The organism is Bacillus sp. RSS_NA_20, assembly GCF_020165915.1.
Classification (GTDB): domain Bacteria; phylum Bacillota; class Bacilli; order Bacillales; family Bacillaceae; genus Bacillus; species Bacillus altitudinis.
The window spans coordinates 349112-374387 of sequence record NZ_JAIUKW010000003.1 but is presented as its reverse complement, the minus strand read 5'-3'; the positions used below and the strand labels follow the sequence as shown (position 1 = coordinate 374387).

At 39.1% G+C, this 25276-nt stretch carries 23 protein-coding genes; 18 read left to right on the top strand and 5 right to left on the bottom strand.

Annotated elements, in window-relative coordinates; genetic code table 11:
- The first annotated feature begins 4 nt into the window (after positions 1–4).
- The 4 genes from LCD32_RS02135 (at position 5) to LCD32_RS02120 (ending at position 4126) form a co-directional block, all read left to right on the top strand.
- Entirely contained in the window at positions 5–874 is an 870-nt protein-coding gene (locus tag LCD32_RS02135) for a DNA-3-methyladenine glycosylase family protein (RefSeq protein WP_035391333.1), read from the top strand.
- A 102-nt stretch (positions 875–976) separates the two neighbouring features.
- Positions 977–2362, top strand: coding sequence for a 23S rRNA (uracil(1939)-C(5))-methyltransferase RlmD (gene rlmD / locus LCD32_RS02130; RefSeq protein ID WP_375831777.1), 1386 nt, complete (start codon positions 977–979; stop codon positions 2360–2362).
- Positions 2363–2803: 441 nt separating this feature from the next.
- The gene (locus LCD32_RS02125; protein WP_377863175.1) at positions 2804–3565 is read left to right on the top strand and encodes a methyltransferase domain-containing protein; all 762 of its coding nucleotides are present in this window, start codon (positions 2804–2806) and stop codon (positions 3563–3565) included.
- Positions 3566–3712: 147 nt separating this feature from the next.
- A complete protein-coding gene (locus LCD32_RS02120; protein ID WP_046526904.1) occupies positions 3713–4126 on the top strand; it encodes a DUF6508 domain-containing protein in 414 nt (137 codons plus the stop codon).
- A gap of 29 nt (positions 4127–4155) precedes the next feature.
- On the opposite strand, the gene LCD32_RS02115 is transcribed toward LCD32_RS02120, so the two are convergent.
- Entirely contained in the window at positions 4156–5040 is an 885-nt protein-coding gene (locus LCD32_RS02115; protein WP_046526905.1) for a LysR family transcriptional regulator, read from the bottom strand.
- Between the two features lie 111 nt (positions 5041–5151).
- On the opposite strand from LCD32_RS02115, the gene LCD32_RS02110 reads away from it, so the two are divergent.
- The 8 genes from LCD32_RS02110 (at position 5152) to LCD32_RS02075 (ending at position 11859) form a co-directional block, all read left to right on the top strand.
- Complete coding sequence (locus tag LCD32_RS02110) at positions 5152–5541, top strand: tautomerase family protein (protein ID WP_046526906.1); 390 nt, start codon at positions 5152–5154, stop codon at positions 5539–5541.
- A gap of 26 nt (positions 5542–5567) precedes the next feature.
- On the top strand, positions 5568–5891 hold the full coding sequence (locus LCD32_RS02105) for a carboxymuconolactone decarboxylase family protein (RefSeq protein ID WP_046526907.1): 324 nt from the start codon (positions 5568–5570) through the stop codon (positions 5889–5891).
- Between the two features lie 139 nt (positions 5892–6030).
- Positions 6031–6858 carry a MerR family transcriptional regulator gene (locus LCD32_RS02100; RefSeq protein WP_046526908.1) on the top strand — a complete coding sequence of 276 codons (828 nt, stop codon included), beginning with the start codon at positions 6031–6033 and terminating at the stop codon, positions 6856–6858.
- Positions 6859–6884: 26 nt separating this feature from the next.
- Positions 6885–8072, top strand: a complete 1188-nt coding sequence (locus LCD32_RS02095) for an MFS transporter (protein WP_046526909.1) — start codon at positions 6885–6887, stop codon at positions 8070–8072.
- Between the two features lie 190 nt (positions 8073–8262).
- Positions 8263–9093, top strand: a complete 831-nt coding sequence (locus tag LCD32_RS02090; RefSeq protein WP_046526910.1) for a DNA alkylation repair protein — start codon at positions 8263–8265, stop codon at positions 9091–9093.
- Between the two features lie 239 nt (positions 9094–9332).
- Positions 9333–9902, top strand: a complete 570-nt coding sequence (locus LCD32_RS02085) for a hypothetical protein (RefSeq protein ID WP_046526911.1) — start codon at positions 9333–9335, stop codon at positions 9900–9902.
- Between the two features lie 31 nt (positions 9903–9933).
- A complete protein-coding gene (locus tag LCD32_RS02080) occupies positions 9934–11208 on the top strand; it encodes a hypothetical protein (RefSeq protein WP_046526912.1) in 1275 nt (424 codons plus the stop codon).
- 369 nt (positions 11209–11577) lie between these two features.
- Positions 11578–11859 carry a hypothetical protein gene (locus tag LCD32_RS02075; protein ID WP_017366847.1) on the top strand — a complete coding sequence of 94 codons (282 nt, stop codon included), beginning with the start codon at positions 11578–11580 and terminating at the stop codon, positions 11857–11859.
- A gap of 55 nt (positions 11860–11914) precedes the next feature.
- On the opposite strand, the gene LCD32_RS02070 is transcribed toward LCD32_RS02075, so the two are convergent.
- Complete coding sequence (locus LCD32_RS02070; protein WP_060780886.1) at positions 11915–13423, bottom strand: helix-turn-helix domain-containing protein; 1509 nt, start codon at positions 13421–13423, stop codon at positions 11915–11917.
- 717 nt (positions 13424–14140) lie between these two features.
- On the opposite strand from LCD32_RS02070, the gene LCD32_RS02065 reads away from it, so the two are divergent.
- From LCD32_RS02065 to LCD32_RS02050, 4 genes are all read left to right on the top strand, one after another.
- Complete coding sequence (locus LCD32_RS02065) at positions 14141–20284, top strand: SpaA isopeptide-forming pilin-related protein (protein ID WP_224562623.1); 6144 nt, start codon at positions 14141–14143, stop codon at positions 20282–20284.
- Between the two features lie 21 nt (positions 20285–20305).
- Entirely contained in the window at positions 20306–20908 is a 603-nt protein-coding gene (locus LCD32_RS02060; protein ID WP_060781624.1) for a class D sortase, read from the top strand.
- A complete protein-coding gene (locus tag LCD32_RS02055; protein WP_060780888.1) occupies positions 20901–21227 on the top strand; it encodes a hypothetical protein in 327 nt (108 codons plus the stop codon). Before LCD32_RS02060 ends, LCD32_RS02055 begins: the two co-directional genes overlap by 8 nt.
- Positions 21228–21610: 383 nt before the next feature.
- Positions 21611–22423, top strand: coding sequence for a hypothetical protein (locus tag LCD32_RS02050; protein ID WP_046342976.1), 813 nt, complete (start codon positions 21611–21613; stop codon positions 22421–22423).
- A gap of 40 nt (positions 22424–22463) precedes the next feature.
- On the opposite strand, the gene LCD32_RS02045 is transcribed toward LCD32_RS02050, so the two are convergent.
- The 3 genes from LCD32_RS02045 to LCD32_RS02035 form a co-directional block, all read right to left on the bottom strand.
- On the bottom strand, positions 22464–22778 hold the full coding sequence (locus tag LCD32_RS02045; RefSeq protein WP_017358818.1) for a DMT family transporter: 315 nt from the start codon (positions 22776–22778) through the stop codon (positions 22464–22466).
- On the bottom strand, positions 22779–23123 hold the full coding sequence (locus tag LCD32_RS02040) for a DMT family transporter (RefSeq protein WP_017366854.1): 345 nt from the start codon (positions 23121–23123) through the stop codon (positions 22779–22781).
- 275 nt (positions 23124–23398) lie between these two features.
- Positions 23399–23956 (bottom strand): TetR family transcriptional regulator, encoded by a 558-nt coding sequence (locus LCD32_RS02035; RefSeq protein WP_046344945.1) that lies wholly within the window; start codon positions 23954–23956, stop codon positions 23399–23401.
- Between the two features lie 194 nt (positions 23957–24150).
- On the opposite strand from LCD32_RS02035, the gene LCD32_RS02030 reads away from it, so the two are divergent.
- Together LCD32_RS02030 and LCD32_RS02025 are read left to right on the top strand one after the other, a co-directional pair.
- Positions 24151–24699: a VanZ family protein gene (locus LCD32_RS02030; protein ID WP_017366856.1), complete on the top strand. Its 549-nt coding sequence runs from the start codon at positions 24151–24153 to the stop codon at positions 24697–24699.
- Positions 24696–25160 (top strand): DUF6884 domain-containing protein, encoded by a 465-nt coding sequence (locus LCD32_RS02025; protein ID WP_017366857.1) that lies wholly within the window; start codon positions 24696–24698, stop codon positions 25158–25160. Before LCD32_RS02030 ends, LCD32_RS02025 begins: the two co-directional genes overlap by 4 nt.
- The last annotated feature ends 116 nt before the right edge of the window (positions 25161–25276 follow it).

Below are 25276 nucleotides of genomic sequence, written 5' to 3'. Positions count from 1 at the left end.
AAACATGTGGGAAAAACACCTATTGGTTGAACCGCCCTATCACTTCGATCAAGTGCTGAGACGTTTGTCGAGCGATCCATTAAAGGCGGTCGATCTGGATAAAAGAGAAATCAAAGTACCGATGAGGCTGAATCATAAACCGTACATTGCAGTCGTTCAAGCGACAGGAACAAAAGAAGCACCTTCGTTCCGGGTACAGGCTAACGGGCCGGAGGAAGCCATCCTTTCTGAGGTGAAGCGGATATTTGGCATGGAACATCAATTACATGCTGTGCATGACCATTTTGCTCAAACAAATCTTGCGCCCATTTTTGACCGTCATATCGGAACGCCGCTTATGCTGGATTTCCATCTATATCATTGCTTGATGAAATGCATCATTCATCAGCAGCTCAATCTTGCATTTGCTTATGAGCTGACGAAACGGTTTGTTCATACGTATGGTGAGCAAATCGACGGCGTCTGGTTTGACCCTTTACCGAAAACCATTGCATCACTTGAAACCGACGATTTGAGAAAACTGCAATTCAGTCAGCGAAAAGCGGAATATGTGATTGATGTCTCAAAGCGAATAGTGAGCGGCTCTCTGGATTTAGAGGAATTACACGACTTAACGGATATTGAAATTGAAGAACGTCTGCTTCCGATTAGAGGGATTGGACCTTGGACGGTTCAAAATGTCCTCATGAATGGACTAGGAAGACCAAATCTCTTTCCAATGGCAGATATCGGGATTCAAAATGCGATCAAACGTCACTTTGACCTGCCAGAAAAGCCAACAAAAGAAGAGATGGCAGTTTTAAGCAAGGAGTGGGCACCTTATTTAAGCTACGCCTCCCTTTATTTATGGAGAAGTATAGAGACAGATAAATAATTGAAAGGCATTTTCTCTCTTCGTCCAAGTCGTGATATACTATTGAGATGGAATAAAATGAGGACAACCGATAAAGGTTTAAATAGAACGGAGAGAATAAACGTGAAAGAAAAACAGCAAGGAGCCCTTCTGCAAAAGGGGCAGCAGTTCCCGCTTACCATTAAACGCCTTGGCATTAATGGGGAAGGGGTCGGTTATTTTAAAAAGCAAGTGGTCTTTGTCCCAGGTGCCCTTCCAGGTGAGGAAGTAGTAGTGGAAGCAACGAATGTTCAAGCGAAATATGCAGAAGGTACGGTGAGGAAAGTTCGCAAGCGCTCAGAACATCGAGTGAAACCGCCGTGCCCAGTATACGAAGAGTGCGGAGGCTGTCAGCTTCAACATTTGGCGTATGAGCAGCAGTTAAAGGAAAAACGCGATATTGTCATTCAATCAATGGAGCGTCATACAAAGCTGTCGGTTGAAAAGATCGACATTAGACCAACAATTGGTATGGAAGATCCGTGGCACTACCGGAATAAAAGTCAGTTCCAAGTCGGAAGATCACATAGCGGCGACATCATCGCAGGGCTTTATGGGCTGAATTCTCATAAACTTGTCCCAATCAAGGAATGTATCGTCCAGCATCCGAAAACGAATAAAACAACAGGCGTCGTCCGCAAAATTTTAGAAAAATTCGGCGTATCTGTCTACAACGAACGGACAAGAAAAGGCGACGTGCGTTCGATTGTTGTGCGTGTCGGCTTTGAAACAGGTGAAGTACAAGTCGTCCTTGTCACATCAAAGCCTGAGTTTCCAAAGAAAAAAGAAATCGCCGAAGCCATTCAAAAACGTCTGCCAGAAGTGACGTCTATTATGCACAATATCAATGGCGAAAAAACATCAGTCATCTTTGGGCATAAAACATCGCACCTAGCTGGCAACATGGTCATCCAAGAATTTTTAGGAGACGTCTCATTTGAATTGAGTGCACGGGCTTTCTTCCAATTGAATCCGAAGCAGACATTAAAGCTTTACGACGAAGCGAAAAAAGCGGCCAAACTGACTGGCAAAGAAAAGGTCGTCGATGCGTATTGCGGCGTTGGAACCATTGGAATGTGGCTCTCAGATGGAGCAAAAGAAGTAAGAGGTATGGATGTCATCAAAGAATCAATTGATGACGCGAAGAAAAATGCCAAAAAACACGGCATGAAAAACGCAACTTATGTGACAGGTACAGCCGAACACTGGCTGCCAAAATGGGTCAAAGAAGGCTTCCGTCCCGATGTTATCGTCGTTGACCCGCCAAGAACAGGCTGCGAACGCACTTTCCTAGACACCGTCAAACAAGTCAAACCAAAACGCTTTGTCTACGTCTCTTGCAACCCATCTACACTAGCAAAAGACCTCGAATACATGTCAAAAGACTACAAGATCGAATACATGCAACCAGTGGATATGTTTCCGCATACGGCGCATGTGGAGTGTGTAGTGTCTTTATCTCTTAAATAAAAAGGGAATGACAGCTATGATAGACCAAAATGCATTCAAACGATTCCAACTATATATGGACCCACAGCAGACGAAATTGGTGGACCGAAAACAGCAATAGAAAAGGCAGTAACTAAATGAAAAAACCCTTCCAACAGGAGGGGTTTTACTTTAACTAACAATCTATTTTTTCCTAAGCTCTTTTTTCGTATTCTCTTCTATCATTGTACTTAGACCTCTATAATGAGACATCCATCATGAACTCTCGATTCTCAAACAAAATCATGTCTTACTCAAATATCAGTTGAATGAATTTTGGAATGAATGTCAAAAATCAAGATTCTTACAGGGAGTTATTGAATATGAGACTAAAAGAACATGAAATATAACAACTTTATATATTCGTAAGAGGCCCACCTATTATTTAATCATTAAAACTGCAAAATGATAATTGGAGGGATTATGATGAATGACAAACAGTTTTCTTCATTTATAAAACAAGCAGATGAACCTTTTGTTGGGTGGGATTTCTCATTCATATCTGAAACTGGAAGAATGAAAAGTGAGTTGCTTTCATGGTCATATGGTAGTATAGCTACTTCTCTTGTTCAAAGTGCAAAATCAATGCTGGACATGGGAACAGGTGGTGGAGAGTTTTTATCAAAATTAAGACCTTTTCCAACATCAGTTTATGCTACAGAAGGTTACTTACCTAATGTACCTGTCGCAAAAGAACGATTAACCCCTTTAGGAGTTAAGGTAGTTCAAATTTCTAATGATGAAAATTTGCCGTTTGAGACTGGAAAATTTAATCTTATCATCAATCAACATGAGTCATTTTCATCTCAAGAGGTGAGAAGAATTATCTCGAAAGAAGGTATTTTTCTAACTCAACAAGTCGGTGGACTCGATTGCATAGAGATTAATGAGAATCTAAGGGTACCAATAAATGAAGAATTTATTGATTGGAACTTAAAGCTAGCTTTAAAAGAGATACAGGAGAATCATTTTGAGGTGTTGAAAAGTGCTGAAGAGTTCCCCATTCTAAGATTTTATGATATCGGAGCATTGGTGTATTATCTAAAAGCAATTCCTTGGCAAGTGCCAGGTTTTGAAATAAGTAATTTCAAGGATGAATTATACACCATTCATAAAACCATTGAACAAAGGGGTTATTTTGACGCAAAACAACACCGATTTATTATTTTAGCTAAAGCAATTTAGTTGGAAATGGAGCCTTCGATCTATTTGAAGGCTCCAGCTTAATTCTGAACTAATGTCATTCCTGTATGCACGATACATGGCCTGAAAATGTTTCCTTTTATTATTGTCGGACTTGAAAGCATTCTAAAAAAATAGAGGAGGATAACGATGAGTCAATTTGAGATTCTGACAAAATACATACCGAAGCTTCAGGAGGATCATATCGGAGAATGGGTGATCGATCAAGAAAATGATGGAACAGCTGAACGCCCAATCCAGATGCCTTTTGTGAATTATTCAGAAACGGTCCAACGCTTTATTGAAGATGTCTATACCTTTGCAGAACAGCATCAAGAAATGGAACTTACCCACTATAGAGAAATCCTCAAAGAAAATGGCATTGAATGGGGAACGAACGATATGGAGCATGTGGACATCTCAAATTTAAATGCACAGTGTGTACTTGCTCTCATCATGGGGGTTTTGAGAGCTGAGCGATTTAGTGAGGGAGCCATATTCAATTTCTTTAAAAGTGGAGCGATCTTGAAATGGCTTGAAAGATTAAAAAACCTAGATGTATGAAAGCTAGGTTTATTGTTTTTGATACGAGATCACGAGCATGTGAATTGCTCCGCTCCTTGACGAAATAGATTAAGCAGCAGCTGCTTGGTGTTTTCCAGAGAGAGATGGGGGTCCTTATGAGTTAAGACTCCTATCGGGATAAAAGGGTCCTCCATTTCAATTGGAACTTTCACAAACTCGTCTGACAATGGGGTAGAGGAAAGGACGACGCCGACAGAGGGAAATCCCTTTAGAAATGATGGAATGGCTGAAATCTGGCTGACGGTATAAGTGAAGGGCTCCACATTTATTCTTGAAAGTTCCTTTTGTAACTTCATGTGATATAAACAACTTTCCCCGCCTATGATCAGAGGCTGTTCATAAAGTTCCTTGATCAATGAGATCGTTCCAACTTGATCTGCCTGCTGTTTTGCAATAATAAAAGACATTTCCTCCTTGTACAACTCCTCAAACGGAAGTGTGTTCATCACAGGTTCCCCTGCAATAGCAAAATCGATCTCCCCCTGGAGGAGCTGCTTGTGAAGGAAATCTGTATTACCGATGATAAAGTGGCATGTGATATTCGGTTTTTGCTTTCTGAATGTTTGAAGGACGGAAGGAAGAATAGAGACAGCAATTGGTTCTATGACGCCTATATTCAAGGTTCCGATTTCTTCTTTTTGGAGTTTTTGTGATTGCTCTAATACAAAATGCCAATGGAGTATCAACTGATCAATCTCTTTGGCAAACAATTGTCCTGAAGGGGTTAATTCAGCCTCCCATCCTCTTACAAACAATTGAAATCCTAACTCCTTTTCTAATCGTTTAATCTGATTCGTTATGGTCGACTGTGCATAATTCAATTTTTGAGCGGCTTTTGAGAAGGTCCCTTCCTGAATCACGGCTTGAAATGCTTTTAACTCTTTTAGGTCCATTTCTAATATTCTCCATTCGATATATGAATACGTTTTTATATATTATTCAATTATATAAAACGAGTATTGGGATGTAAAATGAAGTGAGACAGAAAAAGGGAGATGACATACATGCCATTTGTAAAAGTCAATTATATGGAAGATGAGTACGATAAAGAAAGCTTAACTTCTATTAGCCAAACGATCATGAAGGCTCTGATAAAAGAATTTCAAGTTCCTAAAAAAGACTACTTTCAGGTATTCAGTTCACATAAGAAAGAAGAATTTTTTTATGATCCCCATTATCTTGTTCGTCATGAAAGAGATCATTGTCTTTTATATATCCAAATTACATGTGGTTCAGGAAGAACCGAGGGACAGAAGCAATCTTTATATAAGGAAATAGCTGACCAGTTGTATAACAAACTCCATATATCAAAAGAAAATGTATTCATTATGCTGATTGAGACAGGCTTGGAAAATTGGTCCTTTGGAGAAGGGCTTGCGCAGATGATCAAGTAACGGAACGATTGAAAGGGGAAATAGCTATGCATCAACCAATCAAGCAAACTGTAAAATTCACTCTCGGAGATTTTGCTCCAGCATTTGTTGAGTATTCAGAAAAAGTTCTCTTTGGAGATTTATGGAGAAGGGAGGAACTTTCTCTTAGAGATCGCAGTATGATTACAGTCTCAGCTTTAGTAAGTACGGGCAGTCTGAATCAGCTGGAATACCATTTACATCTTGCCAAAGAAAATGGTGTCACGAAGAACGAATTGATTGAAGTCATCACTCATCTTAGTTTTTATATCGGATGGCCTAAAGCAGCTTCAGCACTAGAAGCGGCTAAACATATTTTGGAGGACAAATAAAATTCATCAAACAACGAGCCCTATTTGAGATAGGGCTTTTTTATATGCGAATAAATTGTATTTTAAAATCTTCTATTGACTTTCCCCTTTACTGAAAGGTTTATACTGTGATCAGATCAACAAATCGGAGGAGATCAGGATGTTCAAGATTGGCGATTTTTCTATGTTAAGTAAAGTCCCTGTCAAAACCTTAAGGTACTATGACCAGATCGATTTATTAAAACCTAAACAGATCGATCAAGATTCGGGATACCGTTATTACTCAGCTGAGCAGCTGCTTGAGGTCAATCGAATTTTTCTCTATAAGGAATTAGGCTTTACGTTAAAACAAATGGGGCAGCTTCTTCGTGAAGATATTTCGGTAGAGCAAATTCAGGGCATGTTTCTCTTGAAAGAGAGTGAGATTCAGCAATTGATCGAAAGAGAACAACAGAAATTAGCGCGTATTAAGGAGCGGATGCACCTCATCAAACGAGAGGGGTGTGTTGAAAAAGAACAGGAGGTCATCATCAAATCGGTTGAAAGCAAACGCATCATGTCTTTTCAATCCAACGGAACTGTTGAAGAAATCCCTTCATTCTTTCAAATGTTTCATCATTTATTACATAAACATCAACAAGAATCGATCTCGGGACCGCAAGTGGTGCTATGGAGAGAATCACTGGATAAAGAAAGTGAGTTCGAATTTGAGGTGGGGTATTCCGTCAAATCGTTCAGGTGCTCGCTTCCTCAGGGAATGACAATTCGTACGTTACCTGCAGAAGACACCATGGCGACACTCTTATTTCATTCACATTCTCCATCCGCACAAACTGCTTGTGTTGACCTGGCGACATGGATCGAACATAACGGATACCGCGTGAAAGATGATCAGCCGGGCCGAGAAATCTATTACCCATTGTCAGAAAATGAAGAAGGCAGACTCATTGAAATTCAAATTCCTATTAAAAATGAAATCAAATCGTAAACATGGCCCAAAGGAGAAACGTCACGATGAAAAATAAAACCGTTGTCTATTTACTTGCTTTAGCAGCTTTTTTAATCGGAACGATCGAATACATCATTACTGGCATTATTCAAATGGTCGCACATGATTTACATGTCACAACGTCTACTGCTGGCTTATTGGTCACATCTTTAGCACTTTCGGCCGCAATCGGCGCACCGATTGTCATTGCACTAACCATCAATATGGACCGCAGAAAAATATTAACATGGGCGCTGATCATTTTTATTTTAAGTAACTTTATCACAAGTATCAGCCATTCGTTTGAAATGGTCATGATCACAAGAATTTTACAAGGAATCAGTGGGGGAACGGCGATTGTAGTGGCAATGGCTGTGGCAACTCGTCTTGTGGAACGAGAAAAAAGAGGAACAGCGATTGGCATCATTTTAATGGGATTAAGCAGCTCCTTGGTTTTAGGCGTTCCAATCGGGACATTTCTAAGCAGTATGATCGGATGGAAAGCATTATTCGCAGCCATTGGAGTGATCACGCTTATTCCGCTAATTGTGGTGTATAGGCGGATCCCTTCTATGAAAGAACAAGAACCGGTGACGCTTCGTATGCAATTATCGATTTTAAAAGACAAGCGAATATTGCTTGCAGTGGCAGTCACGTTATTCTATGTAGGGGGATATTCGACTTTATTTACCTATTTAACGCCTTTCCTCCAAAAATCAGCCAACCTAAGCATCACAGAAATCAGTGGCATTTTATTACTAGCGGGAATATGCAGCTTTTTGGGATCAAGCCTTGGAGGGATGGCAGCAGATAAAAAAGGACCCATCTTCACGATTTTTTCTGGCATCATCTTGCAAATCATGATGCTCATGCTACTAGCATTTGTCACAGGGAATCTCGTGGTCATGGTGGCTGTTATCATGATATGGATGATCGCAACATGGAGTACATCACCAGCTCAGCAGCTATATCTTGTAACCCTTGTTCCGAAATCTCCTGATATTGCATTAAGTGTCAATACATCATTTATTCAATTCGGATTTGCTTTAGGCTCGGGGGTAGGGGGGATTGTGTTAAACGGAACCTCTGTATTGAACCTAAGTTGGCTCAGCGCCGGTACGGTTTTCCTTGCGTTACTCATGACCATTCTCATGGTGGCGTTTGACCGATTTTCTCAACATATGCGTTTGAAGGTGATCGAGCAAGGAAGCTAACTTAAATTCAATTTTGTATGGAAGGGACTACTTATTTCGGGTAGTTCCTTTTTGGTTTGAAGAATGCACCAGTAAAGTTGTTTATTTGATACAATAGGGGGCAATATCCAAAGATTGAAGGCATTCATATATTTCTTTTAAAAACGATGAATATCAAACAAAAGAACCACTAGATGAGGAGAGAAAATAAATGCAAATCAGCGAAGAGATCATCAATCGAAAAGGTGCTCGAAAGGGGACTGATATCCCTCATGACGTCTTGTTCCTTTTGAATCAAGGAAAAATAGAGAGTGTGAATTTAACTGAATGGCTGGCTGTCAATCATCTGACGTTATTACATCATGTTTTGCCATCCGTTGGTTTAGACCATCATTTAGACGATGTATCATCTGATGTCACTCAACAAAAGGCTGAGTCTGGAATGAAAGCAATTCGTCTCATCGGTCAATTGTTAGATGAAGTGTTGCAGAAAGAGAATGGGGAAAAACAAGCGGAAGTGCTACAGGCGTTTACTCACCATGTATCTGATAGCGTCCGCTGTTGGGCTGCTTATATGAACAAACCCCGTTTATCAACTTTGGAAGAGAAATTGGCGTACATTCAACCATTTGCAGCTGATCCTCATTTTGGAGTTCGAGAAATTGCGTGGATGTCAGTGAGAGAAAGCCTAACGGATCAGCTCGATCAAAGTATAGAACATTTAACAGCATGGGCTAAAAGTAATGATGAAAATATTCGCCGATTCTCAGTAGAAGCTATTCGCCCAAGAGGTGTTTGGACAAAGCATATTGAGTCATTAAAACAAGAGCCAATGAGGGCACAGCCTATTCTAGACTTGCTCAAATCTGATCCATCAACATATGTTCAAGATTCTGTAGGAAACTGGCTCAATGACGCTAGTAAAACACAACCAAATTGGGTCATAAACCTGTGTGAACAGTGGTTAAAAGATTCTGATACAAAAGCAACTAGCAGAATTGTCAAGAAAGCCAAAAGAACGATTGTGAAGGGGAATTTTTAAACACTAATATCAACTGATTAGACAGTCCATGAAAATGAGTAAGCAGTCAATTCAGCGGTTTGAGAATAGGACTAAACCCATAGAGGCAAGCGAAAAAGTAAAGGGAATTACTCTTTACTTTTTTCGTGTGTGAAAAACCAAATTCACAATAGAAAGGAAAAATATTGAAACATTTTTCCGATAAAAACGTAGTACAGATAGAGCGATTATCAAACCATTTGAACGGGGAGGAGTATAGTATGGAACAAGCTGTATTAAAAAAGATGCGAATAAAACAAATAGCAGCGTCTAATTTAATATTTGGCATCATGATGGTGATCTTTTTTATGATTATTCAAATTTCTGAAATACGATTTACACATTTCTTTTTTTGTTTAGGCATTCTAATGCTTTTTCAAGGTGTATTGGGCTTTATCAAAAAAGGAACAACAAAGTCTTTCATTCCTCTTTTCGAGCAGGTAGCTATTTATGAAAAGGAGAAACTGGGTAAAGAATGGTACAAAGAAAAAAAGATGGAGAATATTTGGAAATTGATATTGAGTGGACTTATGTTCTTTCAGTCGTTTAATATTCAAAATATACCGAATCCATTCTTTGACATAGAACCTATTTTTCTCATTTTCTTCTTGGTTATTTCTTTAGCTCTTATCAATGTAAGTATGCTTTTTCGAATTAGAAAAATCGATCGATCTACTGAGAAACACGAATTAAAAGGTTATACAAAAGAGTCAAATATGATGGCAATGGCTTTAGGTTTCTTGACCATCATCATCCTATTCGGCTTTATCGTCATATTCGTCCTTCCATAAGATAATCACTTAACAGATTGAGGTGAAACAAATGAATGAAACTCTACAGCATCTAATAGATGATACAAGAAAGAAGTTCGGCTTAGATGATTATTGTTTAAAAAACTACGAGTATTACCGAAATGTGAATATGTTTAATGAAACAATTTATAAATTGTGTATGGAATGGTTTCCTCCACATCAAACGGCACCTGTGGACGAAGATTTAAACCCGGATGGCACAGCCGTGATAGAAGTGAATTTGAATACAGGAAAGGTTGAGAGTGCTGTTTTTGTCATGGGTAAAACATATGCAAAGGAGGGTGTGTGCTTTGATAGCGGTCAGAATGACGCCATCAAATGGATTGAACAAGAAACAGGGTTGATATATGGAGAGCACTTTCACTTGCATAAGGAGGAAAAAGGGGAGCTTATTTTTGAGGAAAAAATTGCTGGTGTACCAGTGACCCCTTCGGGCATGATTGATGTGAAATGGGATGAACATGGACAACTCATTTACTTTGTTCTTCACGGCCCATTTGTTTCTATAAAAAAGTACAGGGCTGAAAAATATACGTTGCTCATTGAGAAGATTGAAAGCTTAGCCGTTCAGCAAGTGCAACGAATCGAATGGCCTTCCTTTGATCAGAATAAAATTCGTCCAATTTATGCGTTAGAAGAAGTGTATGTAAAGAATGATGGAACCGGAATCCTCCCGTTTGAAGGTACGATACAGGAACATCAATGTCTCAATATCAACCAAATCATCAAATGGGATGAACCAATAACTGAACCTTTTGTAAGAAAGGAATTAAATATTCAAGAAGACATCTCAGATGATCAAGCCTTTTCAATTGAACCCTCACCAGATACAATGCCCATAACAGAGGAAGAAAAAGATAAGTGTTTGAAAGCAGTTCAAAAATTGTTGAGTCAGGAATATCCTAACGACACCGGAAAATGGGTTTGCATTTCTCTTCATCGTGATCATTACATTCATGCAACAGTAAAAGCAAATAGACAAGAGAAAAGCTTGCTTACAGATAAAATCTTGATATTCATTGATGCCCTTACATTTGAAGCCGTTAATTACATAGATAGAAAAGAAATGTTTAAGGAGTGTGGCATGTTGGATGAACTCCACCCCCCTGGCGAAATCACCCTGACAAAACAAGAAGCCTTCGAAAAATTAAAAGATCGGTTAGAGCTGACCCCCATCTATGTATATGATTTTACAGAAAAGCAGTATGTCTTATGTGGAAAACTAGATTGTCATGATGGAGTGGATGCAGTGAGCGGGGAAGTCATTCCTTTACAAGATATTTGAATTGGCACTTTACGCTATTGAAAGAACAGTCAGTGCTGTTCTTTTTTTGTCCCATCTCCCTCTTTTTTGCAGAAAAATGGAATATTGTAGCAGGAAGTTGTCGTTTCATCACGAAAGAAAACAGGTAAGAATATGATCATAGGTCCATTGTTTGGATTCGTGGTGGAGTCAATGAGAAGACATAGGAAACGTTATACATATTAAACATTCGTGACAGTACAGTTGATCTACAGTATCAAGTCTAAAAAGTGAATGATCATGTCTCAAGCCGTATGCGAAAATACGTGTACCGAGATCATATGATGAGTTGGTTCCGTTTGTTTTTAGGTGAGTTTGAAGCCAAGTTAGAAGAAAGTGAGGATATCTACCTTGAGTACATTGGAAGTGTTTCGTCAGTTTTTGGTTGACCATTATCCTGCGTTACAAGATGAGCTTTGGCTAAAAGATGTTGATACCCTTCGAATCTCTCCTATTCTTCATCCTTTTCTGAAAAGCAAGCTGCCAGATGGGATTGAAAAATTCACTTGTGTCCTATTCACGCAGCAAACAGATCAAACCACTGCCCCGCTCAAAGTATACCTTCTATTAGATGAATATGGGCAATCGCTTTACGCCATTGATTTGATGAATGAACAAATCGTGCTTCATTAATACAGAACCAAAAAGCTGCTTGAGCTTGTCTCAGCAGCTTTTTTTATGATGAACATCAGTTTGTCATATCAACCAATCTGCGGTGCAAGTTGTCCAATTCTTTTTTTGTTGGAAAAGAGCTGATCAGCAGCGTAGATCGAACGAACTGAAGAGGAAGCTCAGTATCGGTCACAATCATATCAATCCCAAGTTGATCCATCGTGACATCATTTAACGTATTTTCTGGACTTGTGAAAATGTGAATGAGAGGAGGCACACTTAATTTAATTAAATCAGCAATAAACAAACTATGATAATAACCTAATGTTGAAGTAACAAAAATGTTCAGCACGTTTCTCCGTTCCATCTCCAAATGAACAAGTCCTCTCCAGGAAGATGTAATGATACGAATCAATTCCCGTTCATTTTTCACAAAAGAAGCGAGGATATCGTCTGTTTTTAACTCTTGGATGATATGACTAATCCTCGAATAGAAGTAGGGAAACTGTTTTTTCACCTCTGATAAATAGCTCGATTTCTTTTTGAAAAGGAATCCATCTCTCACGGTAATTTCATTGGAATACACATAATATTGGAGAAGAACGAGTGTCATCACCTTACGATTCGCTATTTCTTGATGAAAAATCGACTCCAACTGGGTGATAAATGAATGAATGGCATCATAGAGGCGTGGTGTATGCGACTGAAAGAACGTCAATTTTTCTTCGACAGACTCAATTGATTTAAAGTGTCCAATAGCTGGTTCGATCAATAGCAAAAAGACAAATTCATGATGATCCAGCGTCACATCAAATACGTCTTTGGCCATTCGGCAGATGTGCTCTTCCCATCTTCTAATTTGATCATAGATTCCTTTAGCTGTAGAGGTTTGTTTTTCTTCATTCATTGAGTATGTATATTTACGGCTGATTGTAAAACCTTTTCGCATTCGGTGAATGGAAACGCCGAGCCACAGGCAGTATTTATCTATCGCGACATCTGGTACATTGACTTCGAGCACCTGAAATAGTTCTTGTAATAAATTCACTGCGTCTTGTTTTTGAATATCATCAAATGGCCAAAGGCGGCTTCCATACACTTCAAATAAAAATTCAACAAAGAATTGACGAATCTCCTTCTCATTTCCATGAAACTGCATACTATCTGGGCGTAACTCGATGTCATAGGATGTAAGGATCGAGTTGATTTTATGAATCGTGTTATACAATGTGGATCTACTGATATTCAGCGTTTCCATCCATTCATAGAAAGATCTGTTTTCTTCAAAAAAAATGCCGTCAATCAATCGAATTTCAATCGTATCCTTTAGAATTTCTTTGATATAGTAATCCACGCGTATCGTCTGCGTATTACAAATGGATATGCCTTGTCTTGGCTTTATGTGGATTAACGGTTCTCCATTCTCTGTTTGGAACGATTTCATTTGTTCTAAATCGCTTTGAATCGCACGAACCGAGCCGATACGTTCATTCGATATCTCTTGAAGGCTCCACCACTTATTTTTGGATACAAGCAATTTTAAAATGTTTATCCATCTCTTTGATTTATTATCAATGAGCTCCATCAAACAACTAACTCCTTCCTTTAGCTTGCCTCTATATTATGAAGTTCACTTAAAGAACATTTGATTCTCAAAATAGGCATGAAATGATTGTAATGTTTAGGCTAAATCGTTTTGTCTTCACTTTTCATGATAAAAGAGAAAAAAATTAGACGAAAACAAATGTTATGCCCTGATTCTCCATATTTTTCTATTGAAAGGTGATAAATATGCCAAGAATCCTATAAAAATGGATCATTTTAGATATTTTGTTTATTTTTTTGCTGCTCAAACGGTAAATGTAAGAATAAAAAGCATCGGCTTTTTGATTACCATATGGAAGGGAGTAGAAGGAATGCGATCTATATGATGCTGAACTATCTCACCATACATACCATATGAGTCATGCTTGTTTTATATGAACGTTCTATATGTGAATATATGCTTATATATGCATGTACTAATCATTTGTTGTTCGTTCCAGTATAAATAGAAAAATTCACATTTATTCTTTTCATGTTCCCTCTCACTATTCCCCATTGCTATAGACCCCTATCCAGCTACTATATCTACTACTCATGATGACCTTTCAAACTCATGGTTGATCAACTCATTTTATTCATAGGGTCTTAAGATGCAATTTTTAGAAAAATTTGATCAGAAGCGGAGTGATTGATCAGACAGTATACAAATGATTTTTTAATCGTTGTTGAAAAATAATTGTAGAAAAGGGTGGATGTATTGAAAAGAATATTATCGGTGGCACTGATGACCGTGTTAGTCATACAGTCTAGTATATTAGGAATCTTGCCTTTAGCAGGGGCACAAGCTAAAGACATTCAAGAGAATATCTATGGGAATATTGAGTTTGCTGATAGCGAAGGCAACAAGTTATCAAACATAGAAGATCAGCAAGTTAGAAAGGCCATTGTGCATTGGTCTATTAAAGGAATTGATCTCAAAAAGCAATATCCGTATATTCTCTCTCTTCCTTCAGTCATGCAGGTAGAGAAGGAGCAGAAAGAACTCATTACTGTCAATGACATACCTGTTGGTGAGTATACCGTTTCGAAACAAAATGAAGTGACGGTCACATTCAATGAGGATATTGAGCTTGATCCGAATTTAGAAGGATCTATAGATATTGACGTCACCAGTATAGCTGAGAAAAAAGAGAAAACAAAGCAAAACGAGCGTGAAGAAAATCTTTTAAAAGATGATTCAACCTCATCGGAGAAAGACAAAGCTGCTAACAATCAAGAAACTGCTCAAAAGACACAAAACGATGAAAATGAGTTATTAAAAAACAAAGTGAACGTGTCTAAGCGTGTAGGGCTGCAAAGTGTTTCCAAACAAATGCAGATACAAGAAAATCTCCTTACTGATGCCAAATTAATTTTTGAAGATCAGGAAGGTAATTCAGTTGATAAGCCTGACGTCAACTCACTGATTTCCATTAACTATAAGTGGGCCATCCCGAATGGTCATAACTATAATGGCGGGGATGAATTCCATTTCAAGGTTCCAGAGGAATTAGTCATTTACGAAAAAATCGATCGACTCGAGATGAAATTTAATCAATCGATCATTGGTTATTTTTCTGTAGATGAAAGCGGAAATGCCTCCATCGAGTTCACAGATTTTATTAAACAATATTCAAATATCCAAGGAACACTTCAAGTGTGGACGCAATTAGATAAAAAAACAGTGATCACTGAAGAAAAAGAAGTGGTGATTACCCCGATTGAAGGCAAAGATACGATATCGATCCCGATTCAATACATTCCAAATGGTCCAAATGTCTCTAAAAAGGGAGAACCCAATCGATCTTACAATGCTGAAACCATTCAATGGACAGTCGATTTTAATATGGACTTAGATGATGTGAAACAAGCGAAACTGTTAGATCCGATTCAAGAAGGTCAAGCGTTAAAAAAAGATTCAATCAAGCTTTATCGTGTTGATACAAAGCTAAATGGTGAAACATCGATTGGTCAGCTGCTTGACGAAAACCACTACACAATCGGCCAAACAGCAGATGGTCAAGATTTCACGATCGAATTTAAAGATGACGTGCATCTCGCTTACCGTCTAATGTATGAAACGGACATTACGAATCAAGATCAGTCTGCGTTTCGTAATAAAGCGTCCCTTGTCTCTGCTGATAAAGTGATTAGTTCAGCAGAAGGAACCGTGAATGTGACAAGAGGCAGCCCTTTAAATAAAAAAGCCGCCCACTACGATCCAGTCACACAAACGATTACTTGGGAAATTCGGTATAACTATAACGAAAAAAAGCTGGCTCAAAAGGATGCTTTGATAGAAGACTTCTTTAACGGCACACAGGCGCTAATATCAGACTCAATTCAAGTCAAAGAAGTCACAATTGATCAGAACGGCAACGAAGCAGGAACAAAAGCATTTGAAAATTACGTGGTTCAACCTCAAAAAAAGGATGAACAAAACGGGTTTACCTTGCAATTCAATCAAGAAATTCAATCGGCTTACCTGATCACATATCAAACAAAAGCAACCGAGCGAATTTTCGAAGCTGAAGACATTATCAATACTGTAACAGCTGGCAAAGAGAGCGAACAAGGGAAGCAAAGAATTGATCAGCAAATCCTAACGAAAAATCAAGGAACACCGAATTACAAGAACAAGACCATTCCATGGCATATCACCTTCAACAAAGATCAACAAACCATGAACAACGTAATATTAAAAGATACGTTCACAAACGAAGGATTGACGCTGCAAAAAGATAGTTTAAAAGTGACGACAGGTAATACAGTGCTTGAAGAAGGCACAGATTATCAAATCGTTGAACATGCAAATGGATTTGATATTCAATTTACGAAAGAAATCAAGACCGAACATACCGTCACATATACAACGTCTTTTGATTATGAAAAAAGAGCAGATAAAGATCAAAAGAACCTGCGTAACCATGTAAAACTTGAATGGGTAAATGAAGATGGCAAGGATTTGACGAAGGAAAATCAATCTGTCTTTACGCCTGACACATACACGCAGTCAAATGGGTTCAAGAACGGAACATATGATGCAAAGAAAAAAGAGATCACATGGAATATCGGTGTGAACTATAATTTGAAACATCTAGAAGAGGCGAAAATCGAGGATTTCATTCAAGGAAATCAGCGTTTGCTTAAAGATTCAATTATCGTCTACTCGCTTGATTTACAAGGCGGGGAAAATGGTGCGGAAGAAAAAGAGGTATTAGCGAAAGAACATTATGACATCAAATTCCTTGAAAATGAAAAGGGAGAATCAGGCTTCGAAGTCATTTTCAAACATGCCATTGATTCCCCATACAAAATCACGTATCAAACAAGTGTTGAAGGAATGGATTTAGTACAGAAAACCTACGAAAATAAAGCGACCCTTTATGATGGAAAGACGAAAGAATCAGACGTGAATGCTGTGGTGTCCATTCCAAATGGAGGAAAATACACGAGCAAATCAGGAAATCAACAAGGGAAAGTCATTGATTGGAAACTGAATATCAACTTTGGTCAATCAACAGTCCAAGATGCGACGATTATAGACCATCCGAGCAGTAACCAAGCCATAATAGAAAACTCATTTCATCTCTATTCGACAACAATAGATGAAAAGGGGCAAGTGACTAAAAAGGATGAGCTGGAAAAAGGGAAGGATTATGAACTAGACCTTGAATTCGATCCAGATTCTTTTCAAATCAAATTTAAAGAAGAAATCACGAGACCCTATATTTTAGAATACCAATCTCTCATTTTAGATAAGGTGGGAAGTACACTTCAAAACGAAGTAACGTTTAGAGGTGAAAATGTAAAAGAAATCAAAAAGGAATCCGAAGCCTCAATTGTGGTCAAACGTACCGCTGGCATGGGAGATGGCACAGGAGCGATTGGCGCTTTAACCATTAAAAAGGTAGATGCGAGTGGTGGAAAAGCGCTAAAAGGAGCAAGCTTTTCTCTGACAGATGCTGCGAGCGGTATCGTCATTGGAACAAAGACAACAGATGAAGAAGGAGCTCTTCGATTTGATCGTCTTCTGTATGGTGACTATATCGTGACAGAAGAGAAAGCACCTGATGGTTATTTGAAAACGAAGGAACCGATCAATGTCACGATTGATCAGCCTTACGAATCAGGAGATCAAACGAAAATAGGAAACAGCATGACGGTGCAAAACCAAGAAATCCGCCAGCATGTGAAGCTCACGAAAAAAGACAAAGAAACGGGTGCGGCATTAGAAAATGCAGAATTTGAACTGAAAAATGAATCTGGAGATACCGTCCAAACCCATTTGAAAACAGATGAAAAAGGAGAAATCCTATTCAAACATCTTGAGCCAGGTTCTTATTACTTTGTTGAGACAAACGCACCGAAAGGCTATCAATTAAATCAGCAAAAATGGCCGTTCACCATTAAAGAAAATCAAACAGAAACAACGGTTGTCACCGCAGTAAATGACATCATCAAAGGCTCTGCAGAATTGAGCAAAATAGGTGAAGGCGGAGAGAGACTAGAAGGTGCACAGTTCAAGCTCTTAGATCAAGATGGGCATGAGCTAAATGGTGCGCTTGTCACAGGAAAAGATGGCAAGATCACGATCAATGAACTAAGACCGGGTTCGTATCAGCTCATCGAAACAAACGCACCAGACGGTTATGTATTAGATGAAACACCCATCACATTTGAAGTACCACTCGATCCAAAAGAACCAGTCATCATTTCACAAAAGAACCTCTATGAAACAAGTGCATTAGAAGTGATGAAAGAAGGGGAAGATGGCAAGAAGCTTCAAGGTGTTCGATTTGAAGTCTTGGATCAAAATGACAAAGTCGTGCGTAAAGATTTGACAACAGATGAAGATGGGAAGCTGTTGGTCGATGACCTCAAACCGGGCAAATATCAGCTTGTGGAGACAGAGAGTATTGATGGTTACCAAAAGAAAAATAAACCTTATCCGTTTACCATCGAAATCGCACAAAAAAAACCGGCAGAGATCAAAGTGATCAATGATCTCAAAACTGGAGCTGTCCAGCTCACGAAACTCGGTGAAAAGAATGATGTGCTTGAAGGAGCAGAATTCAAGCTGGTAGATGCAAATGGAAAAGAGATAAAAACAGGTCTTGTCACAGATGAGAACGGGAAGATCATCGTCAACGATCTGAAACCTGGAACCTATCAGTTTGTTGAAACGAAGGCGCCATTCGGTCATGAGCTTGACGAAACACCTGTCACTTTTGCTATGCCATTTAACCCTGAGAAGCTGGTCAGTGTGAAAAAAGAAAATAGCCGCACAACTGGCGGAGTGCTGTTACACAAAAAAGGTGAAGATGGGAAATCATTAGAAGGGGTTGTCTTTGATCTATCTGATGCCAAAGGAATGATAGTGGCAGGAGGAGAAGGGATTACAACCAATCAGGATGGAAAGATTACCTTCACAGGTTTAAAACCTGGGGAATATCAATTTGTTGAAAGAAAGAGTCTTGAAGGCTATGAATTGAGTGCGAAACCACTTGTCTTTGAAGTTGAATTAGGTCAAAAAGACTTGATTCAAGTGGAGGCAATCAATCAGCTCAAGAAAGGTTCTGTAGAACTCACAAAAATAGGGGAAGAACAAGAAAGATTGAAAGGCGCAGAATTCACACTTTTCAATGATGATGGTAAAGAATTGATGTCAGGTTTAACAACCAACGAAAAAGGCATCATCACTGTCAACGATTTGAAACCAGGCGCTTACCAATTGGTTGAAACGAAGGCTCCTTTTGGACATCAACTTGATGCAGAACCAGTAGACTTCAAGATTGATTTCAATCCAAATCAACTGGTGAAAGTGACGAAAGAAAATATTCGGACGACAAGTGCTGTGAAGCTTGAGAAAAAAGGGGAGGATGGTCAGTTGCTCGCTGGCGTGACCTTTGACCTGATTGATGCGCACGGTCAGCGTGTGAAGAAAGACTTAAAGACAGACAAAAACGGTCAACTGACAGTCGATCAACTGAAGCCAGGAACCTACCAATTTGTCGAAACAGCAAGCATTGCCGGCTATGAATTGGATCAGACACCTGTCTCATTTACGATTCGTTTAGGTCAAGACAAACCAGCAAAAGTAGAAATGATCAACAAACTGACGCCGGGAGCAGTGGAACTGACCAAAGTGGATGCTGAAGGACACACGCTGGAAAACGCAGAGTTTGCTCTTCAGAGTAAAGACGGGAAAACGCTGAAGAAATCACTTGTAACGGATCAAAAAGGAAAGCTTCACATCAACGATCTAAAACCGGGAGAATATCAATTCGTTGAAACGAAAGCGCCTCATGGCTATGAATTAGATGATCAGCCGATCCGGTTTACGATTGAGAAAAATCAGCAGAAGCCTCTTCAATTAACAGCGAAGAATCACTTGATTTTAGGAAGTCTGCGTATCATAAAGGTAGACCAGCAGACTGATAGAACCTTAAAAGGTGCAGCCTTTGACATTCGTACAAAAGCCGGGAAAATCATCAAATCTGTGACAACAGGAAAAGACGGAGAAGCCATTGTCAAAGGGCTTAAACCTGGTGAATATACACTCACAGAGACGAAAGCTCCAAATGGTTATGTAGCGTTAAAAAAACCACTCGCTTTTACAATTCAAATGGGCGAAGTGGAGATCAAGACATTGATTGTGAAAAATGCTCCAATGAAGAATGAAGTGGACCACACAAATCCTCCAGCTTCAGATCAAGGGGATCAACATCCGCCTCATGACTCAAACGGTGAATTGCCAAAGACTGGGGAAGAATGGCTACGTTATTTGATGTATGCAGGGATTTTACTAGTAGTGTCTGGAACTGTTCTTCTTGTAGTCAGAAGAAGGACCATTCAGTAAAAGGAAGGAACGAGTGTATTGATGAAAAAAAGAACCTTATTAGGCAGCTTTTTGGTGGTCGCGGGACTAATGCTCATCTCCGTTCCTTTTCTATATGAGTGGCGAACTTCTCAAGAGACAGCAGCCATGGAACAGGCATTGAAAATGATTGAAGAAAATGACAGTGATGCCCTTTCTTCTATTCCACATTTAACTGTGTCAGAAGAAGACCTGCGAGATACGATGGAGCTTGAGATCCCGTCAATTGATTTAAACGAAAAAGTGCTACCTGTTACATCAAAAGAAAATTTAAGTATTGCACTGACTCAAATCAAATCTCATCAAATGCCAGGGGAAGGAAATTTCACGATTGCAGGCCATAGAGGGTATAGAGGCGATCGGCTTTTCCGGCAGCTGCCAGAGGTGCCTAAAGGAGAAAAAGTCGTCTTACATCATCAAGCAGAAACATACGAATACAAAATTGTCAGCTCAGCTACGATAGAACCGACGGATGTTGATGTACTAAAGGATCGCGGGAAAAATGAACTGACATTGATTACTTGTACTCTTGATGGCCAGAAACGATTTGTCTTAAAAGGAATACGAATCAATGCTTCAAAGGATAAGCAATCGTCGGATGTATAACACCAACATAATAGATGATGAGTTTGATGGAAAAGCAACGCTCACGACCGACATGTTACACCAACTGTTAGTAGAGCATTATCCCACTTTAAAAAACGAACGTTGGGATGTGGATATAGATACAATTCGGATTTCGCCTATTCTTCATCCTTTATTAAGAAGAAAGATCCCGATAGGTATTGAAAAATTCACATGTGTTTTGTTCACGCAGCAGACAGGGTCCTTTGGAGAGCCTTTGATTGTATACTTTTTATTGGATGAAAAAGGCGAATTGATTTACGCAATGGATTTCTTGCTTGAGCAGCATAATCCACATTAAACGAGAAATAAAAAAGCAAGATCTTTAATGAACCGGTTCGGTTTTAAGGTGGGAAAATTGTATTAGTCATATAATGAGGACTCTAATTCGTATATGAATTGGAGTTCTTTTATTTGTTTATATGAAAGAGTACGAGCTATCGTCAAGACCTGTGCAGAATATATGGAGGATAGTGAAAGCGAAGTCGTTGATATGTTGTTGCTCCATATTTTAAATGAAAAAGATTTTATAAAATGGATTGAAAACAGACGTAATCATCGGTGGATTGTGGTTAAACGGACCAAAGAAGACCATCTCGATTTTATCCCTTTCCCTGTTTCTTCGGAAAAACTCTGATAAAATTCATTTAGATATCCGTCATTAGTAGGTATGGAGGTAAAAGAATGTTAAAAGAAGACCCTGAATATATTTTTCGTCATGATGCACGACCAGAAGCTGTTCATGATTTAGCCGATGTAGATGAAAATGCCACTGAGTTAGTAATCACAGGAAAAACAAAAAATATTGAAAGGTTGAACTCTTTTTCTAACCTGACGAAATTGTGGATTTACAAAGTGGGCCAAAAGGAATTCAATACGATCTTGAGCGTAGTTAATCCCAAAATGCTCTATATGCGTGAACTGAGAGTAGAAGATTTATCAATCATCAGTTCTCTTCAAGATGTTGAGGTATTGTCACTTGAATGGAATACAAAGGCACAAAGTTTATGGGATCTATCAAAAAACACTTTTTTAAAATCTTTATCCTTAACAGATTTTTCAAAGTTGAATGACATAGCTCCTTTGCAAAAAAACACTGATTTAGAATGGTTGCAATTGTCAGGCGGGATTTGGAATACATTAAATTTAAATACGCTTCAACCTTTAAGGTACCTTAAGAATTTAAAATATCTGTGCTTATCAAATATAAAAGTGAAGGACGAGTCTTTAGAGCCAATATCGGCATTAGAGGGACTCAAGGAACTTGACATTTCAAACCAATTCCCGACAGAAGAATACGCTAGATTATCCGTCACCCTTCCACATACGAAGTGTGATCGTTTTGCACCATACATCTTTTTATCAAGTCCTATTGTAGATAAAGATGTAATGGTGATTGGAAAGCGGAAACCGAAATTAAATTCAAAAGTCGATGGAGAAAAGTTGAAAAAATACGAAAAACAATTTAAAGCGTACCAAGAAAAGTATAAAAATTAACTTAAAAAGCAATGGATAATCTATTCCATTGCTTTTTCTATTACGCAAACAACTTCAGCCCAACCACACCTATCACAATCAGCAGCAAGCTGAGGATACGAATCATGTTTTTCGGCTCTTTAAATAGAATCATATTAAACAAGACAGAACCCGCTGTTCCAAGTCCAATCCAAACCGTATAGGCAACGGAGACTTGAACGGAAGAGAACGAGGCGTACAAAAACAAAAAGGATAAGGCAAATCCGCCGACAAATATAATGCCTGTCGTGAGTTGCTTTTTCTTACTAAACATATTGAGACCAATGGTTCCGCCAATTTCACAGGCAGAGGCCAACAGTACAAAAAACCAGCCCATTTATATCGCTTCTCCTTTCTGCTCATGTGCATCTCCATCAGACACCTTCAGTCCAATAATTCCGAGAATTAAAATGCCCATAAATAAGAGCTTTTCTAATGAAAACGAACCGCCGAACAGCGCATAATCCATTAAAGACGTACCAATCGTTCCAACTCCGGCAAACACGGCGTACACGGTCCCTGTCGGTAGCTTCTCGCAAGCTTTCATTAAAAAATAAAAATCAACCGGGATCAGGCAGATAATGATCGCCCACTCCCACACAGCATCTGCTTTATTTAAACCAAACACCCAAAGTAATTCAAATAAACATGTGAGTGCGACATACATCCAGCTTTTTTTCATCGTATTTCCTCCTAAACCTTAAAACTGACGATTCGTCATTTTGAAGCCAAAAAAGAGCGTACAGCAAGTGCTGTACTCAGATTGTCGATAAAGGGCTAAAATGAACTTGATTTTAGCCCTTTGTCTTCTTTTCAGCGTGATAGAAAACCTTTGCAGTCTAGGAAGGACGAGCACTGGCGCGGAGCGAATTTGACATTCGTGAGCACCGGCGCGCAGGACTGACACCGAATGCGAGGGTTTGTCTACACGCTGCGTACAGCAAGTGCTGTACTAAGTTAAGGTGTCTCTATACCGAGTGCGTAAAGAAGGAATTGCTTGACCTCTCGCTTTTGAATCAGAACCTCTTCTGTATCTGTTTCTGTAAATAAGTACATTTGCTCAGCTGATGATTCAAGTAAACCGATAATGAATTTCGCAGCATATTGACAGTTCAAGTTCGCACGTACTCTTTTGTCCTGTTTTGCCTTTTCTAAAAAAGAAGCGACCCATTTGTAAATCGGTTCATAAATATCTTCCCATTCCTTTAAATGCTCGGTGGCAGCTAAACCTGAGTAGGTGAGGGCAAGGACATCACGGTATTGCCTTGTAAAAGCGAAAATGAATTCAACAAGCGCATCTGCTTGATCGAGGACATCTGCATGCTGAGTTAATTCCTTTTCGATCGCAGGCACCATCTGTGCGATCAGATGTTCAGCGATGGCAGGCATGACAGACAGCTTTGAAGGAAAATATAAATAAAACGTTCCTTGCGCTACTCCTGCTGCTTTCACAATATCCGAAATGGTCGTCTTTTCGATTCCTTTTTCTTTAAACGCGTCAATGGCAGCAAGCATAATCTTATCTCGTTTCGACACATCATCACCGACCTTAAATGACTGAATGTCAGTCAGTTTAGCGGAAAAATGACGATTTGTCAATATGGGTTTCTCGTCATTGAATAGGAGAATAAGTGATGAATAGATGCGGGCAGGCCTGAATAAGCTGTAAATATGGTCAAGCATTATGTGAGAAAGGGGCAGCTCTCCGTATGACATTCAGTGCGATGTTTTCCATGACTTATTTCCTCTTGCTCGTCCCGCTCTATTTACATATGAGATACAGACAGGCGAAAAAACAAAAACGATTTATCTATTTACGAACTGAAATCGTTCTTGCCTGTCTGTTTATGTATACAAATGTTTTATTATATTTGACGGTCTTTCCTAATCGTTTTTCCGCACCAAGGGATCAGGTGAGTGTCAACCTCATGCCTTTGCAGTCCATTTATCAAAATCTCCATGCGTATCATCATGGCTATCCCAATCTTGTTTTTTTAAATTTGGCAGGGAACATTTTGTTATTTGTGCCACTTGGTTTTTTTCTTTATCAAGTATTCCGAACCTTGCGCTGGCAAAAGGCGATTCTTGCTGGCTTTTTCTTGTCAACAATAATTGAAGTGCTTCAATGGATATTCTCGCAATCTGGTATGATTACAAGAAGCAGCGATATTGATGATATTCTCTTAAATACACTTGGCACAGCGCTAGGTTGTATGTTGTATCGGATGTATCAACGAAGGAAGGAGAAAATCAAGTGAAGCGAGTTTGTATCATTCCATGTGGGGCGAAGAAAATGTGGGACGTCCATCCAGAGGCAGGGAGCCAGCCGGCGAACCTCGTTTATTTAAGTCCGCTGCATCAGCGTACGAAAAGCTATGCCCGAACGTTCTTTTCAGACTATCTAATCATTTCAGCGAAGCATGGATTCTTAAAGGCAGATGATATTATTCATGAAAATTATGATGTGGCTTTTGGTACACTGCATACTGATCAGATAACAAGAGAAGCACTAAGTCAGCAATTTCATGAAAAACATCTCACTGCATATGATGAATTAGTGATACTAGGTGGAAAGAAATATCGAAAGGTGATCGATCCGTTATTACTTCCTCATCAGACAGCGATTTATCCGCTGGCTCCATATAAAGGAATTGGCTATATGCTTCAGGCGTTAAAGCAAGCCGTTGAGACAAAAGTAGAACTTCCGCCGCATATTTAACGTATTCACATCTACCGGTAAGCAGGGTTTTGATCATTAAAAAGAGAATGAATGAAGTAGCGATGCTGATTGTTTCATATCTTTTCAGTAGCCACTAGCGTCTGCATCGCTCTTGA